Below are 15,409 nucleotides of genomic sequence, written 5' to 3'. Positions count from 1 at the left end.
GAATTTTAGCGGGCAGCAACGTCACCAGACGATCGGATGGGTTTTGCCGTTGAGCACGTTCACGAACCCCTCCGGCGCCAGTTCCGACGGCGCGACTAGGACCCAACGCCAGGGCGAGCAGGTCAGCGTTGCAAATGACAGGCGTTCGGGAAAGCCCGGCCACCATCGAGGCGAAAAGGTCGGCTCGTACATCCAGTCGATCCCGGCGCCGGCTGTATAAAGAGCCTGCATCTCCGCATCGAGCACTTCGGCCGGACGCGCCGTCATCAGGCCGCCAACCTCGTAGCGGACGCGGGCGAGAATCTTGCCGGCGGATACCAGCACCCAGCCGCCCTGCTGCTCGTTCAGGGCATTGACTGATATCGCCATCGCCTCGTCGGATGAGCCGACCGTCCAGATATTGTGCTTGTCGTGCCCCAGCGTAGAGGCGAGTGCCGTCTCCGGCGTGCGCGGTCCGGTGCCCAGCCAGAACATCCTGGAGACCTTCGCCTCTCCGGAAAACCGGTCGACAATTGCGAATTTGGTGACATTACGCGCGGGATCCCGCTGCACGGCGCCCTCTTCCACCGGCAATTCCATGGTGATGAAATCGTCGTGCCAGTGAAACGGCCGCAAAAGTGCAGCGTTGACCGTGGCCCGGTTCGGTGGCGCCTCGATGCGGAAATCGTCAGCCGTGATCGTCCTGTCTATTTTCACGGTCCGCGTCGCCCATTGCGGCCAGTCGATTTCAGGGCGCACGTCAATGAATGTCGCACCCTCGGAAACGGGACGCCCGTCGGCCCACACTTTATCGATCGAGAGGCTGGCGATGTCGCTGAGAAGAACGAAATCGGCGAAGCGGCCCGGCGCGATCGATCCGACCCAAGGCGTCAGCCGCATATGGCGTGCCGGATTGAGGGTGACGCACTGGATGGCGATCTCCGGCGCAAGGCCGTTTTCAATGGCGAGGCGGACATTGTGGTCGGTCGCACCGATTTTCAGCGTGTCCGAGGCGCTGCGGTCGTCGGTGACCAGGGCGATCTGCGACCAATCCGTCAGCCCCTTGTCGATCAGCCCACGGATGACCTCCGGCAGGGAATGCGGCCGGAGCTCGATGAAAAGACCGTGGAGCAGCTTCTGCCAGATCTCATCGAGAAACCAGCCTTCATGATCCGAAGCGAGACCCGCTGCGGCAAAGGCGTTGATCGAGGCCATGTCGCGCAGTCCCGCACCGTGGCCTTCGACGACGCCGCGCTGCTCGAAGGTCGCGCCGATCATGCCCCATAGGCGATCGTAGGAAGGATTGCCGGGATCTGAAATGGACGGCCAGTCCATGACCTCGTCCAGCCCGGCGACCATCAGGCTCTCGGAAAGAAAGGCTTTCTGTTCGTCGTAGCCGAACCAGCCGCCGCCCCACTCGTAGGCGGTCGGCGGCACGGCTGAGCCAGGCAGGGGAAAGATTTTCATCGGCGATCCGCGCCGGCGCGCTTCCAGCCAGAATTCCAGATTGCGGGCGCCGTTGACGTTGGAAAATTCGTGGCTCGCCTCGCATGTCCAGGTCACGCCATGCGGCATCACCAAAGCCGCCTCCCATTCGGGGGTCAGATGGGAGCTTTCGATATGTTTGTGTGCCTCGCCGAAGCCCGGCACGGCCGCAAGATCCGGCTCGGAGAACTGCTCGCTCACCTCGCCTGCGTAACTGCCGGCGGGGCCGACATAGGCGATGCGGCGGCCCTTGATGACAATCTCCTGATCGTCGAGCCATGTCCTCGAATGGACATCGAGCAACTTGCCCACGCGCAACCGCTTGTCGGCGGGCCGGCGTCCGAGCGCCGTCAGCACCAGATCCTGGCGCGTCAAAACCTCGTCGGACGCGTTGATCAGCAGATCGTCGGGAAGGGCAGTACGCGAAGTGGCCATGAATGAAATGCCCGTGAGAAGCTGGAACCGCCGGACCGTAAAGGCCACAGGCCGACGTGTAAAGCGATGCTCCGGCCTTGGAAAATTCCTCGCATAAGAGCGCATTTGCTCAATTATTGAGCTTGCGACCCGATCGATCAAAAAATAGTATCCCCCAAATCCTGGGGGTATCATCCCGATTGCCAACGCCGCTTTTCACAGAAGGACATTGCTCATGAAGGCCAGACGTTTTGCCCGAATCCTGTCTCTGGCGCTGCTTGCCGCCGTCGGCAGCACCACAGCGGCACATGCGCAATCGAAGACGCTGACCATCTCCTGGTGGGGCTATAACGGCGAGAAGATGAATGCGAACATCATCACGCCGTTCAAGAAGATCTGCGGCTGCGAGATCGTGTTCGAGACCGGCAACAATGCCGACCGGCTCAACAAGCTGAAACTGCGCGATGGCAAGGGCGTCGATGTCATCTATCTTACCGACAGCTTCTCGCAGCTCGGCATCGAACAGGGACTGTTCCAGGAGATCGATGCGTCAAAGATCCCCAACCTCGCGGATATCTACGAGCTGGGCAAGGCGCCTCAGGGTAAATACGGCCCCGCCTATACGATCGGGCGCGTCGGCATCGTTTATGATTCCGCCAAGGTCAACCCGCCGATCACCGCCTGGGGCGACCTGTGGCGCGACGATCTGAAAAGCTCCGTCTCCTTGCCCGGAATCACCACTACGGCCGGCCCGCTGGTCGTTCTGGAAGCCGGCAAGCATGGCGGCGCAGATACCTATGAGGACACCGACAAGGCCTTCTCGGAAATCGAGGCGCTGAAGCCCAATGTCGTCAAGAACTACAACACCGGCTCGGAGCTGGTGAACCTGATATCAACAGGCGAAGTGCGTGTTGCGCTGGCCCAGGACTTTACCCTGGCATCGATGCAGGCGGCCGTTCCGACGATGACATGGGCCAAGCTCAAGGACGGCGATATCGCCACGCTGAACACCGTGAACATCCCGAAGGGTTCGGAAAATGTCGAACTCGCCCATCAGTTCATCAACTTCATCCTATCCAAGGACGTCCAGCAGGCCGAAGCCGAACAAGGTGTCGATGCGCCGATCTCGACAAAGGTCAGCCTGACGCCGGACCAGGCGAAGATCTGGACCTATGGCCCGGATATGGTCGCCAGCCTCACCCGCATCGACTATGCCAAGATGAATGCTGCCAAGGCCGACTGGATCGACCGCTGGAACGAAGTCTTCGGTCAGTAAGGTGCCCGATATCCCGGCCTGACCTGGTTGACTGCCAGACATGGAAGCGCCGCACATCCGAATCCGAGATGCGGCGCTCCTGATACTAGGATATGCGACGAGTTTCGAGATGAAGCGTTTTGCCAGATGGGGATTGACGATGCCGGCGACGATTGCCGTCGTTGTGCTTCTCATCATTCCCGTCGCCATCACCATTGCGGCGACGTTTGCGGAACCGAAGGGCCTGTTTGCGCCCTATGTGACATTCTTCAGCAGCAGCTTTCGCCGGGCGGTTCTTTATCGGACGCTGGAAGTCGCCCTGGTCACGACGGCGATATCGCTCACCGTCGGTTTCATCACCGCCTATGTAATCGCGCAGATGCCCGGTCATGCGAAGAGTATCATGATCATCGCGGCGGTCTTTCCGTTGCTGACGGGTGTCGTCGTCCGATCCTTCGCATGGCTGATCATTCTCGGAAAGAACGGCATTCTGAACGCCATTCTGATCTCGACCGGCATCCTCAGTGAACCGCTTTCGATGCTCTATACCGAAGGTTCGGTGATCGTTGCCATGGTCTATCTCTTCGTTCCCCTGATGATCCTGACCCTCGTCGGGGTGCTTGAAGGTATCCCGCGCGATCTGATCGATGCCGCCGCCTCGCTCGGCGCGAAACCGCTGATGACATTCTTTCAGGTGATCTTGCCGCTTGCGACACCCGGCCTCATCGTCGGCGCGGTCTTGGTCTTCACCGGCAGCTTCACCTCCTATGCGACACCACAACTGCTCGGCGGAGAAAAGCAGATGATGATGGGGACCTTCCTTTACCAGCGCGCCATGGTGACCTTCGATTGGGTCGGTGCATCGACGATTGCCGCCATTATGGTGGTGCTGACGCTCGGCGTCGTCCTCATCATGAGCCGCATCGCACGCCGGCTCAATCCGATGGCGGTGTGATGGACAGGCGCGTTCACCCTATCCTCGCCGCCTTTGCGGCCTGCGTTTTCTTCTTCCTGCTCGCACCGCTCGTCATCATCATCGGTGCGGCCGTCAGCGACACGACCTATCTGACCTTCCCGCCGCAGGGCCTGACATTGCGCTGGTTCGTCAATATCTTCCAGATCGAAGCCTTCCGCACGACCGCGATCACCAGCCTGCAGGTCGCCTTTCTCGGCACGGCGCTCTCCCTGCTGATCGGTGTCCCGGCAGCCTATGCGATCAACCGCTACCGGGTGGAATTGCCGCGCTGGCTTTCCACCATTTTCGTGCTGCCGATCCTGGTGCCGGAGATCGTCTTCGGCTTCTCGCTGATGAAATCGGTCACGATCGGCCTCGGACTGCCAATCTTTATCAGCCTGCTGGTCGGCCATGCCCTGCTGATCCTGCCCTATTCGGTGCGTGTCGTCGGCGCCAGCCTGGCGGCCTTCGATTTTTCCGTCGAGGAGGCGGCGATCAGCCTGGGTTGCCCGCCGCTGAAAACCTTCCTGACCGTGGTCCTGCCGAACATCCGCGCCGGGGTCATTGCCGCCTTCATCCTCGCCTTCATCACCTCGATCAACGACGTGTCGGTTTCGGTCTTCCTGACGGGGCCGGGCATCTCGACGCTGCCGATTCAGATCCTCGCGCATATGGAACAGTTCTTCGATCCGACGATCGCATCGGTCTCGGTGCTGCTGATGTTCGTGACAGTCGGCGTCATGGCCGTCGTCGAGGCCACGCTCGGCCTCACCTTCCTGACAAAGTAGAACGCTCTTGACCGTATCCCTCACCATCGATTCCATCTCCGCCCACTACGGCAGCACGCAGGTGCTCAAGGACCTGTCGATCTCAATCATGGCCGGGGAACTGGTCTCCTTGCTCGGCTCCAGCGGCTGCGGCAAGACGACGACATTGCGGCTCGTGGCCGGTTTTCTGCAACCGAGCAGCGGCAGCATCAAGCTCGGCGAGCGCGACCTGACCGGCCTTCCCGCACATGCGCGCGACATCGGCCTGGTCTTTCAGAACTACGCGCTTTTTCCTCACCTGAGCGTACAGGACAATGTCGCCTTCGGCCTGAGGCAGCGTCGTATTCCTCAGCCGGAACTGACGAAAAGAACGATGGCCATGCTGGAGCGTGTCGGCCTTTCCGCCCTCGCCGACCGCCTGCCGTCGGCTCTGTCAGGCGGTCAGAAACAGCGCGTGGCCCTCGCCCGGGCCTTGGTCATCGAGCCACCGCTTCTGATGTTCGACGAGCCGCTTTCCAATCTGGATGCAAAGCTCAGGATCGACATGCGCGTCGAGATCAGGCAGCTCCAGCGCGCCAATGGCACGACATCACTTTACGTCACCCACGACCAGGAGGAGGCATTCTCGATCTCCGACAGAGTGGCGATCATGAATGCCGGGCGCATCATGCAGCTCGACGCGCCGGAGGTGCTGTATCGTCAGCCGGCCAACGCCTTCGTCGCCCGTTTCGTCGGCTTCGAGAACCTGATCCGTATGAAGGTGACCGCGCGCAACGGCGCGCTTGTGACCACCGAAACGACGGGCGGAGCCAGCCTGCAGCTGTCACAGGACACATTCGGGCCGATCAAGGATGACTTCGTGCTGGCCTGCCGCGCAGACGGTCTTGCCGTCAGCCGTGACGGCGATGGCATCGCGGCCGTGCTCGGCACGCGCACCTATCTCGGCCGAGCCTATCAGTACAAATGCATGACATCAGCGGGAGAGATCACCGCCAATGGGGCGTTGTCCGATCCGATGGAACCAGGGGCGTCCGCGGTGCTGACGCCTCTAGCAGAGCAATGCTGCATTCTCGATCCGGAAGATTGAAACGCTGAGGAGAGACGATGAATAGTGCCATGGACCAAGATATCGATGCCGTTCTTGCCTATGTCGACAAAAGCCTCGATGGCAGCTTGGCGCGGCTTTTCGAGCTGATCCGCATTCCGAGCATCTCGACCGACCCGGCCTATCGCGATCACTGCCGCGCCGCTGCCGAGTGGCTGAGCCGGGATCTGGCTGCCATCGGCTTCGAAGCATCGGTGCGCAAAACGACCGGCCATCCAATGGTCGTCGCCCATGAAAAGGCGGCATCCGGACCGCATCTGCTGTTTTACGGCCATTACGATGTCCAGCCGGTCGATCCGCTGGCGCTGTGGACGAGCGATCCGTTCGAGCCGCGCATGGAAGCCTTGCCGAACGGCGATACCGCGATCGTGGCGCGCGGCGCGTCCGACGACAAGGGACAGTTGATGACTTTCGTCGAAGCCTGCCGCGCCTGGAAGAGGGGCACCGGAAAACTGCCGGTGCAGGTAAGCGTGCTGTTCGAAGGCGAGGAAGAGGCCGGCAGCCCGAGCCTTGCACCCTTTCTGGATGCCACGGCAGACGAGTTGAAGGCCGATGCGGTTTTCGTCTGCGACACGGATATGTGGGATCGCGAAACGCCTGCCGTCACGACGATGCTGCGCGGTATCTTTAGTACGGAAATCGAGGTCACCTGCGCCGATCAAGACCTGCATTCCGGCATGTTCGGCAATGCCGCGCGCAATCCGCTGCAGGTGCTGTCAGACGTGGTTTCGAGCCTGCGGCGCGCCGATGGCGGCGTCGCGGTCGAGGGTTTTTATGATGGCGTCAAAGAGCTCCCGGACGCCATCAAGGCGCTGTGGAAAAGGCTGCCCTTCGATGAGGCGGCCTTTCTCGGCGATATCGGCCTCAGAGATCCGGCCGGCGAGGCAGGCCGTTCCGTCCTCGAACAGATCTGGGCGCGGCCGAGCTGCGAGATCAACGGCATGAGCGGCGGCTATACGGGCGAAGGCTTCAAGACGGTCATTCCGGCCAAGGCGAGCGCCAAGATTTCGTTTCGCCTGGTGAAAGGACAGGATCCCCAGGCGATCCGCGATGCCTTCCAGCGGCACGTGCGCGCACGTATCCCCAGGGATTGTTCGGTCAGCTTCAGGGATTACGGGCTTTCGCCGGCAACGGTCATGCCGATCGACAGTCCGTTTCTCACCAGAACGCTTCAGGCGCTTTCGACGGAATGGCAATGCGAAGCGGCCCTTGCCGGCACGGGAGGCTCGATCCCCATCATCGGCGAATTCAGACGGCGGCTCGGATGCGATGCCCTGCTGGTCGGCTTCGCCCGCTTCGACAACCGCGTCCATAGCCCGAACGAGAAATACGATCTCTCCAGCTTTCATAAAGGCATACGATCCTGGGTCCGCATCCTGGCGGCCCTCGCCGACTGATGCGAGTGTACCGCGCCGCGCAGCTTTTCGGGAGCCGCAAAGGGCGCTGTAACACTTTGAATTGCTGCATTATGCACTAGGCAATGGTGCAGCAAGCGCCCTACATTACCATCGATCCCGAGGCAGTAGAGACCACCGATGACGATAACCGCTCCCCGCGATTTCCTGAAAGGCCTGTTTGACGCGGCGGTTCGCGCCGCCGATCCGCTGACCGGTATCAAGGCGCATCTGCCTGAAAGGCCGAAGGGAAGGACCGTGGTGATCGGCGCCGGCAAGGGCGCGGCGCAGATGGCGCGGGCACTCGAAAGCGTCTGGGACGGACCGCTCGAAGGTGTGGTGGTCACCCGTTACGGTTATGGCTGCGAGACACGCGGCATCGAGATCCTCGAGGCAGCGCATCCGGTGCCGGATGCGGCTGGCCTTGCCGCCGCAAAGCGGCTGATGGCGACGGTGAACGGGCTGACAGAAGACGATCTGGTGATCGCGCTGATCTGCGGCGGCGGCTCGGCGCTGCTGCCCGCCCCACCGGACGGGCTGACCCTTGAAGACGAGATCGCACTCAACGAAATGCTGCTTGCCTCGGGCGCGCCGATTTCGGCGATGAACGTCGTGCGCAAGCATCTCTCCACCATCAAGGGCGGAAGACTTGCGGCAGCGACCGAAGCGAGGGTCGTCAGTCTGATCGTCTCCGATATTCCCGGCGACAACCCGGCCCATGTCGCCTCAGGGCCGACAGTCCCTGACGGTTCGACACGACACGATGCGCTCGAGATCATCAGGCAATACGGATTACAGCTGCCGCAGGCAGCACTCGACCATCTGAACTCGCCGAAGGCCGATGCACCGCGGCCGGATGATCCGGTCTTCTTGCGCCACGCGCATCACATCATCGCCTCCGCCGGCGTTTCGCTGGCGGCGGCCGCTGCCCTGGCGACGTCGCAGGGGATCGAGCCGGCGATCCTTTCCGATGCGATCGAGGGAGAATCGCGCGACGTGGCGCTGGTGCATGCAGCCATCGCCCGCGAAGTGTCGGGCCGGAACAGGCCGTTTCCGAAGCCGGTCGTCATCCTTTCCGGCGGCGAGACGACGGTGACGCTGAGAACCAAGGGTGGCAAGGGCGGACGCAACGGCGAATTCGCGCTCGCCATGGCGCTTGCGATCGACGGACAGGAGGGCATTCATGTCCTCGCTGCCGACACCGACGGCATCGACGGCTCGCAGGATAATGCCGGCGCCTTTGCCGATGGCGGCACGGTGAGGCGCTTGCGCGCCGCCGGGCTCGATCCGCGCCGGCTGCTCGACGGCAATGACAGCTATTCGGGCTTTGCGGCCACCGGCGATCTCTTCGAAACCGGCCCGACCGGAACCAATGTCAATGATTTCAGGGCTATCCTGATCCGTTAGAGCAATTTCAGGAAAAGTGCGAAGCGGTTTTCCGTCCGGAATTGCGTAAAACAAAAACAGCCGACCGCTACGCGCGGCGCTGGCGGATCAGGTCTCGATCCGCCCCTGCCCGACCAGCCAACCTACGGATTCCTGCACCGCCTGCAGGGAGGTGTATCTCGGAGTGTAACCGAGCAGGCGTTTGGCTTTGGCGATCGAGCAATTCGGGCTGCGGGCAATATGTTCCCAGGTCGCCTTTGCATCCTCAGCCGTCTGACTTTCGGCCCAGGCGTCGAATGGGGCGAAGCTGAGCTTCGGCTCGTGCCCGAACCAGCGAGACATGGATTCGGCATAACCGCGAAGGGTCAATGCCTGCTCCGAAACCGCGTGGAAACTTTCGCCGGTCGACGCATTCCAGTTGGCGATCGCATCCATGAACATCGCCGCCACGTCGTCGGCATGGACGTGATGAACGGTCTCCAAGCCGAAATGGGGCAGCGCCAGGGTCTCTCCGCGGGCAAGGGTTGAAAAGGCCTGCAGGTTGAAATTGCCGGCCGGATTGAGCGGCGCCCAACCGGGACCGACAATGTGCCCGGGATGGATGATGGTTGCCGGAAATCCGCGAAGCCTTGCCTGCTGCAGCAGATAGGTTTCGATTGCCGCCTTCTGCGTCCCATAGTCGCCGAAGGGAAATTTCGGCGTCTCCTCCAGCGTGGGTACGACCGTCGAATGGCCATGCGTCCAGATCGTGCCGGTATGCAGGAAGTGACCGACATGCCCCGACAGCGCCGTCACCAGATGCTCGGCACTTTCCAGCGTGAAGCAAATCATGTCGATGACGATGTTGGCTTCCAATGTACGCACGGCCGGGCCGAAATCACCCGTCCGCTCCATGGCTGTCCAATCCATCTGACGCTGATCGACGGCAGCCCAGGCGTGGTTTGCCGTATAAGGCTTTGCCGTACCGCGGCTGATCGTGACAACGTCGTGACCGGCTTCCACCAGACGGGGAACGAGATAGGTTCCGACATGGCCCGTTGCTCCGATTACCAAAACCCGCATCATCGTTCCTCCCTTGGCATTTCCGTGTTGAATATGCTGCGCTTAGATGATCCTGCAAGCAGACTTTTCGTGATCAAGAGGCTGGACAGGCCCGCTATCGATTCTTGAAAACCAGACAGGTGCCGCCATGCTTGCGGATCTGGTTGCAGAGGTCGTTGGCTTCCATGCGCGTCTGCCGGCCGATGCGGACAGCATAACGCGGCCGAAAACCGAAGCCGCGATCGCGCTGGCGCAGGATCAGCGGCTGCTCCGCATTCAGAGGCGCAGGCAGATCCTGCACGGCATCGAGAAACATGCGCCGGGCTACCGCGACATTTGCATTCGCCGCAAGCTGGACGCCCCAGGGCGCCCATTCACCTTCCTGACGCCAGGGCGTGTCCTTCAACGTCCGTCTCTCCGCAAGCGCCACGCAGCCATCGAGGAAGGACTTGTCCTTGTCGAGCGGGGCGGCCGCATCTTCCGGTGGGTTATCCTTCCATTCCTCGACCGTATGCGCGGTGATTGCCATCACATAGCTGCGCGTCTCGTAAGGTAATCTGCCTGACGCAAGGTAAGTGGCAAGGCCGTTTTCCCCGGCATTATAGGCGGCGGCGGCAAGGCCGAGATTGCCGAAACGATTGCGCAATTCTTCGAGATACTGCGCCGATTTCCGCAGGGCTTCCAACACCTGGTAGCTGTCTTCGAGACCGCGCAGTTTGGCCGTTCCGGGCATGAACTGCGCAATCCCCTGGGCTCCCTTGAAGCTGACTGCATCGGGGCGAAAGGTGCTTTCTCGCCAGATGAGACGGGCGAAATAATCCGCCGGCAATTGGTTGGCGCTGGCGAAATGCTCGATCGCGACGCAAAGGTCGTAGTTGAAACTGTCTTTCCGGATGCAGAGCGTCTCACCCGATCCCGCCGCCGAAGGTCCCGAATACAAGCAGGCCGGCGACCCGGCGCTCCCTTCAGGCTGGGCCTTTATTGTGTCCACGGCGGGAAACAGAAGACAGAGCGAAAGCATGGCCTTCGTCGATCTCCTCGCAATGTCGGACTGACGCTTTCGACGTATCATCGGATCTCGGCGGGTTCGAACTTCCATCGCGACGCTGGATTCTAGATACCATTGATGAAGGCGCGACGCCTCCCCCATTTCCATACCTGCACCCGAATTGGTGCCGGGGACGGTCACAGGTTTCTAATTTCGCTACCGATTTTGGAACAAACATATTCGACCTGCCATGGTCGTAGCGTCGTCCTGTTTGCCAGGAAATCCCGAGCGAACGAGGATAAGCAGATGATTGATCCCCACTACTGGCCGACGCCGAACGGCAAGAAGGTTTCGATCTTCCTGGAGGAAACGGGCACGCCCTACCGGCTGGTGCCGGTTAATATCGGCCGTGGCGACCAGTTCAAGCCTGATTATCTCAAACTCAACCCCAATCACCGCATGCCTGCCATCGTCGATCACGCGCCTGCCGACGGCGGCGGTCCGTTGAGCGTCTTCGAATCCGGCGCGATCCTCTTCTACCTCGCCGAGAAGACCGGAAAATTCTGGCCGCAGGATCTGCGTGGCAAATACGAGGTCACGCAATGGGTGATCTGGCAGATGGCGAACCAAGGGCCGAAACTCGGCGAGGCCGGTCATTTCCGTCGCCTTGGCGATCGCGAAGGCGATCAGTCCTATGCGGTGCGGCGTTTCACCGACGAAGCCAACCGCCTCTACGGCGTTCTCAACATGCGGCTTCGCGACCGGCGCTACCTTGCCGGTGACGAATTCACCATCGCCGACATCGCCAGCTATCCCTGGACCGTCAGCTGGCAGGCACAGGGTCAGGACATCGACGAGTTCAAGCATTTCAAGCGATGGTTCGAGGAAGTCGGCGCAAGGCCCGGCGTCCAGCGCGGCCTTGCGGTCGGCGCCGATCTCGGCACCGACAACAGCAAGCTCTCCGAAGAGGAACAGGCGCGCATCCGCAAGATCCTCTACAACCAGCGCGCCCTTCCCGTTCCGGATTGAGCACCGGCCCAGATGCCTTGGCGGTCGCAAAAGCTCTTGCACCTGCATCGCGACCAAGGATAACCATATGGTGACAACCGAGCCGGCAGTCAGCCCGAGGCCGGTTCCGGTTTCGCGGCGTTGCAAATCACCTGCCCGAGGGCCAGGCGGCTTGGGCAGTAGCTGGCGTTGCGACTTGGGGTGTGACAAGCAATGGCAAGACCTGTAATCGGCATCATCGGGAACGCCCGCATCGTCGAAAGCCGCTTCTCGACCCAGCTTGTCGGAGAAAACAATTTGCGAGCCGTGGCCGATGTCGCCGAAGCGTTGCCGCTGATGTTTGCCGGCAATCCTAAACTGGCCGATATCGCGGATCTGCTGGCTGTCGTCGACGGCATTCTGCTGACGGGTGCCAGAGCCAATGTCCATCCCAGCCGATTCAACATGGTGCCGGATCCCAAGCATGAGCCATATGATGAGGATCGTGACGGGCTGGCGCTGCCATTGATCGAAGCCTGTGTTGCGCAAGGCGTTCCTGTTTTCGGCATATGCCGCGGTTTTCAGGAAATGAATGTCGCCGCCGGCGGCTCGCTGCATCCCGAAATCCGGGAATTGCCCGGACGCATGAACCACCGAATGCCGCGCCTGGAAACAGGTGAGATCCATCCCGACCCAGCCATCGTTTTCGGCGATCGACACGACGTTCAGCTCGTTGCGGATGGGATGTTTGCGCGTATCCTCGGCCGGGAGACGATCCGGGTGAATTCCCTGCATGGACAGGGCATCCTCGAACTCGGCGAGAGGGTCGTTGCCGAAGGCATTGCCGAGGACGGGACGATCGAGGCGATACGGTTCAAGGACGCGCCGGGATTTGCTCTGGGTGTGCAATGGCATGCCGAATACGATCCGCAAACCAACCCTGTTAATCGTGCGCTGTTTCAAGCATTCGGCGATGCGGTGAGAGCCCATCAAGCCATCGCCTAGTCTGATCAAGTCATGACCTCCACCAAAGGTGGAGGTTTGAAACGCTGCGCTTGAACCGCTAGAAACGGTTTTGCTATATGTTAGTAGCTGGCATTAAAGAGGTCGGCAAAGTCGGAAGCTTTGTCGACCTTTTCCTGATTACGAATATAACGTCTGACGACCTGATCATCATAGCCAGCCGTAGACACGAAGTACCCACGCGCCCAAAAGTGATAACCCTTGTAGCGTCGTTTGCGGGCATACTTGTTGGCAACGTAAATTGCCGTCTTGCCCTTCAAGAACCCAACAATGTGAGAAACTGAGTATTTTGGTGGGATCGATATCAGCATGTGCACATGGTCGGGCATCAAGTGCCCTTCCTTGATTTCGCACCCCTTTTGTCGAGCAAGAGTATGCAAAAGATCCCCCAACTCACGCCGTACGTCCCCGTAAAGGCGTTTCGTTCGGTACTTACTCGCGAAGACCACATGATATTTGCCGTCCCACGTCGCGTGTGATTGCGATCGTTCGTCCATAAAACCTCCGTTCTATGTCTCGGCCAATCTAACGGTCCAAGCTCGGAGGTCTCTCAACTATGATGTAGAACACGTCCAGTCCTCCACCGAAGGTGGAGGTTTATTTATTCCATAGTAAAAAGCCGCCGCGAAGTGCTTTCGCGGCGGTTTGGGGATGGCTTGAAAGCAGTCGTCAGGCCGTCGGCTGCTTCGTCTTTCTGAGATAGGGCAGAACCGTATCGAAGGAACCGAAACGCGTGATCGCGTCTTCGTTGGAAACCGCGGCAGTGATGATGACGTCCTCGCCCTGGTTCCAGTTCGCCGGTGTCGCCACCTGGTGCTTGGCCGTCAGCTGGATGGAATCGATGGCGCGCAGGATCTCATTGAAATTGCGGCCCGTCGTCATCGGATAGGTCAGGATCAGCTTGATCTTCTTATCGGGACCGATGATGAAGACCGAACGCACCGTCGCGTTGTCGGCAGGCGTGCGGCCTTCCGAGCTCTCGCCGGCACCGGCCGGCAGCATGTCGTAGAGCTTGGCGACCTTGAGGTCCTTGTCGCCGATCAAAGGATATTCGACGTCGAAGCCGGTGGCGGTCTTGATGTCGTTCTTCCACTTGGCATGGCTTTCCACAGGATCGACGGAGATGCCGATGATCTTGGCGCCGCGCTTGGAAAACTCCCCTGCAAGGCCGGCCATGGCGCCGAGTTCGGTCGTGCAAACTGGCGTGAAATTCTTTGGATGCGAGAACAATACGGCCCAGCCGTTGCCGATCCAATCATGGAAGCTGATCGGTCCCTGTGTGGTGTCGGCAGTGAAATCGGGGGCAATGTCGTTGATACGTAAACTCATGGTCGGCCCTCCAAAGCCTGATGTTGAATGTCATTAATGCAGATCGTCGTCATGGGAGCCGCCTACCGGATCATTCAAAAGTCCGGGTCGTGACGGCTGAGAACAGAAAGCCTCCCATCCCAAGATTTTCGTCGCATTTCTTTAAGCCATATACCACGAGAACCGAAGGCATGCTCTTTCGATTTTGCCTCCTGCTCCGGCATTATTTTTCCGGAAGGCCGGCGCGGTGAAAAGACCGATTTTTTGCCATCGGTTCCCGTCAACCTGCTGAAGTAACCGCCTGCCCTTGGCTCAGGCTGCCTGAACGGATTTGATCTTGTCGATGCCGCCGACGATTGGCGCGAAGTCGGCCCATACGCCCTGCGCGCCCTTCTGCCATTCGTCGAAGGCCTCCGGCTGCAAGAGCTTTCCGCCATGGCCAAGGGCCGTCTCGACGGATTTGGATTCGTCGTCGACGATCAACTGGTTGAAATAGGCAGCCCCTTCGCTGGAAGCCTGCTGGAATACCGCCTTCTGCTCGTCGTTAAGGCCGGCCCAGAAGGTCGAGGCATAATAGATGACGCCTGACGCCCAGATGTGGCCGGTCTCGGTCATGTCTGGCACGACCTCGTAGAGCTTGAAGCCGGCATAGGCCGATTTGGTCAGATCCATCGCGTCGGCGACACCGGTTGCGAGCGCATTATAAGTCTCGGTGATCGGAATGCCGATCGGAGTCGTGCCGAACGCGCTCCAGAGCTTGGTGTGCAGCGGGCTCTGGATGACACGGATGCGCTTGCCCTTGAGCTGCTCTGGCCGCGTCACCGGTTCCTTGGTCAGGAGATGGCGGGCGCCGTAATTGATGAAATCGCCGACGACGAAATTCTGCGCCTGCAGTTTTTGCTTGAGATCGGCGCCGACATCGCCGGCGACGGTTTTGCGGACATGGTTGGCATCGCGGAAGAGAAAGGGCAGATCGAGGATCTGCAGCTCGGGCGCCCAGCCGGAGAGCGACGAGACCGTGGAAAGGCTGGCCTGGATGGAACCGAGACGCACGCCTTCGGCCACCTCCTTCTCGCCGCCGAGCGCACCGTTCCTGACAATATTGAACTTGAACTGGCCGGGAAGCTTCGCTTCGACCAATTCGCCGATCTTCACCCAGATTTTCGTTTCCGGCTTGTCGTCGCCGAGCAGCGAAGCGATCGTGATCGTCGTCGTGCGGGCGGCAGCCGTGCGGACGAAGACGGGTGCCGTAAGCGCCGTTCCGGCGAGAGCTGTGGTCTTCAGGAAATTGCGTCGGGTGAGATTGTCCATGGGATTGTCCT

The 15,409-nt window shown here is 60.4% G+C and carries 14 protein-coding genes; 8 read left to right on the top strand and 6 right to left on the bottom strand.

Annotated elements, in window-relative coordinates; genetic code table 11:
- Nucleotides 1-21: 21 nt before the first annotated feature.
- On the bottom strand, nt 22-2,004 hold the full coding sequence (locus N2600_RS08925) for an adenine deaminase (RefSeq protein ID WP_407766203.1): 1,983 nt from the start codon (nt 2,002-2,004) through the stop codon (nt 22-24).
- Nucleotides 2,005-2,113: 109 nt separating this feature from the next.
- On the opposite strand from N2600_RS08925, the gene N2600_RS08920 reads away from it, so the two are divergent.
- The 6 genes from N2600_RS08920 (at nt 2,114) to N2600_RS08895 (ending at nt 8,761) form a co-directional block, all read left to right on the top strand.
- A complete protein-coding gene (locus N2600_RS08920; RefSeq protein ID WP_260298638.1) occupies nt 2,114-3,154 on the top strand; it encodes an ABC transporter substrate-binding protein in 1,041 nt (346 codons plus the stop codon).
- A gap of 109 nt (nt 3,155-3,263) precedes the next feature.
- Nucleotides 3,264-4,088 carry an ABC transporter permease gene (locus N2600_RS08915; RefSeq protein ID WP_260298637.1) on the top strand — a complete coding sequence of 275 codons (825 nt, stop codon included), beginning with the start codon at nt 3,264-3,266 and terminating at the stop codon, nt 4,086-4,088.
- Nucleotides 4,085-4,876 (top strand): ABC transporter permease, encoded by a 792-nt coding sequence (locus N2600_RS08910; protein ID WP_065279702.1) that lies wholly within the window; start codon nt 4,085-4,087, stop codon nt 4,874-4,876. Before N2600_RS08915 ends, N2600_RS08910 begins: the two co-directional genes overlap by 4 nt.
- A gap of 7 nt (nt 4,877-4,883) precedes the next feature.
- The gene (locus N2600_RS08905) at nt 4,884-5,942 is read left to right on the top strand and encodes an ABC transporter ATP-binding protein (protein ID WP_260298636.1); all 1,059 of its coding nucleotides are present in this window, start codon (nt 4,884-4,886) and stop codon (nt 5,940-5,942) included.
- A gap of 17 nt (nt 5,943-5,959) precedes the next feature.
- Nucleotides 5,960-7,357: a dipeptidase gene (locus N2600_RS08900; protein ID WP_260298635.1), complete on the top strand. Its 1,398-nt coding sequence runs from the start codon at nt 5,960-5,962 to the stop codon at nt 7,355-7,357.
- A gap of 138 nt (nt 7,358-7,495) precedes the next feature.
- Nucleotides 7,496-8,761 (top strand): glycerate kinase type-2 family protein, encoded by a 1,266-nt coding sequence (locus N2600_RS08895; protein ID WP_260298634.1) that lies wholly within the window; start codon nt 7,496-7,498, stop codon nt 8,759-8,761.
- 87 nt (nt 8,762-8,848) lie between these two features.
- Here the strand turns inward: N2600_RS08895 and N2600_RS08890 are convergent, their stop codons facing one another.
- Both N2600_RS08890 and N2600_RS08885 read right to left on the bottom strand, forming a co-directional pair.
- Nucleotides 8,849-9,805 (bottom strand): NAD-dependent epimerase/dehydratase family protein, encoded by a 957-nt coding sequence (locus N2600_RS08890; RefSeq protein ID WP_260298633.1) that lies wholly within the window; start codon nt 9,803-9,805, stop codon nt 8,849-8,851.
- Nucleotides 9,806-9,896: 91 nt separating this feature from the next.
- Entirely contained in the window at nt 9,897-10,880 is a 984-nt protein-coding gene (locus N2600_RS08885; RefSeq protein WP_260298632.1) for a lytic transglycosylase domain-containing protein, read from the bottom strand.
- Between the two features lie 195 nt (nt 10,881-11,075).
- Here N2600_RS08885 and N2600_RS08880 point away from each other — a divergent pair, with 195 nt between their 5' ends.
- Nucleotides 11,076-11,798 carry a glutathione binding-like protein gene (locus N2600_RS08880; protein WP_260298631.1) on the top strand — a complete coding sequence of 241 codons (723 nt, stop codon included), beginning with the start codon at nt 11,076-11,078 and terminating at the stop codon, nt 11,796-11,798.
- A 192-nt stretch (nt 11,799-11,990) separates the two neighbouring features.
- On the top strand, nt 11,991-12,761 hold the full coding sequence (locus tag N2600_RS08875) for a gamma-glutamyl-gamma-aminobutyrate hydrolase family protein (protein ID WP_222252827.1): 771 nt from the start codon (nt 11,991-11,993) through the stop codon (nt 12,759-12,761).
- 80 nt (nt 12,762-12,841) lie between these two features.
- Here the strand turns inward: N2600_RS08875 and tnpA are convergent, their stop codons facing one another.
- From tnpA to N2600_RS08860, 3 genes are all read right to left on the bottom strand, one after another.
- Complete coding sequence (gene tnpA, locus N2600_RS08870; RefSeq protein ID WP_260298630.1) at nt 12,842-13,276, bottom strand: IS200/IS605 family transposase; 435 nt, start codon at nt 13,274-13,276, stop codon at nt 12,842-12,844.
- 172 nt (nt 13,277-13,448) lie between these two features.
- On the bottom strand, nt 13,449-14,108 hold the full coding sequence (locus N2600_RS08865) for a peroxiredoxin (RefSeq protein ID WP_017964008.1): 660 nt from the start codon (nt 14,106-14,108) through the stop codon (nt 13,449-13,451).
- A gap of 291 nt (nt 14,109-14,399) precedes the next feature.
- On the bottom strand, nt 14,400-15,398 hold the full coding sequence (locus N2600_RS08860; RefSeq protein WP_260298629.1) for a TRAP transporter substrate-binding protein: 999 nt from the start codon (nt 15,396-15,398) through the stop codon (nt 14,400-14,402).
- Nucleotides 15,399-15,409 lie beyond the last annotated feature (11 nt).

The sequence above is a fragment of the Rhizobium sp. WSM1274 genome (assembly GCF_025200775.1).
In the GTDB taxonomy this organism is placed as follows: Bacteria; Pseudomonadota; Alphaproteobacteria; order Rhizobiales; family Rhizobiaceae; genus Rhizobium; species Rhizobium leguminosarum_I.
This window is presented reverse-complemented; position numbering and strand designations above follow the sequence as displayed.

What these genes read in the sequence shown, in the direction of transcription:
- N2600_RS08885 (WP_260298632.1), bottom strand. Translation starts at nt 10,880, where the DNA reads ATGGAAGTTCGAACCCGCCGAGATCCGATGATACGTCGAAAGCGTCAG.
- N2600_RS08900 (WP_260298635.1), top strand. Translation starts at nt 5,960, where the DNA reads ATGAATAGTGCCATGGACCAAGATATCGATGCCGTTCTTGCCTATGTC.
- N2600_RS08925 (WP_407766203.1), bottom strand. Translation starts at nt 2,004, where the DNA reads ATGCGCTCTTATGCGAGGAATTTTCCAAGGCCGGAGCATCGCTTTACA.
- tnpA (WP_260298630.1), bottom strand. Translation starts at nt 13,276, where the DNA reads ATGGACGAACGATCGCAATCACACGCGACGTGGGACGGCAAATATCAT.
- N2600_RS08920 (WP_260298638.1), top strand. Translation starts at nt 2,114, where the DNA reads ATGAAGGCCAGACGTTTTGCCCGAATCCTGTCTCTGGCGCTGCTTGCC.
- N2600_RS08875 (WP_222252827.1), top strand. Translation starts at nt 11,991, where the DNA reads ATGGCAAGACCTGTAATCGGCATCATCGGGAACGCCCGCATCGTCGAA.
- N2600_RS08860 (WP_260298629.1), bottom strand. Translation starts at nt 15,398, where the DNA reads ATGGACAATCTCACCCGACGCAATTTCCTGAAGACCACAGCTCTCGCC.
- N2600_RS08865 (WP_017964008.1), bottom strand. Translation starts at nt 14,108, where the DNA reads ATGAGTTTACGTATCAACGACATTGCCCCCGATTTCACTGCCGACACC.
- N2600_RS08890 (WP_260298633.1), bottom strand. Translation starts at nt 9,805, where the DNA reads ATGATGCGGGTTTTGGTAATCGGAGCAACGGGCCATGTCGGAACCTAT.
- N2600_RS08895 (WP_260298634.1), top strand. Translation starts at nt 7,496, where the DNA reads ATGACGATAACCGCTCCCCGCGATTTCCTGAAAGGCCTGTTTGACGCG.
- N2600_RS08915 (WP_260298637.1), top strand. Translation starts at nt 3,264, where the DNA reads ATGAAGCGTTTTGCCAGATGGGGATTGACGATGCCGGCGACGATTGCC.
- N2600_RS08880 (WP_260298631.1), top strand. Translation starts at nt 11,076, where the DNA reads ATGATTGATCCCCACTACTGGCCGACGCCGAACGGCAAGAAGGTTTCG.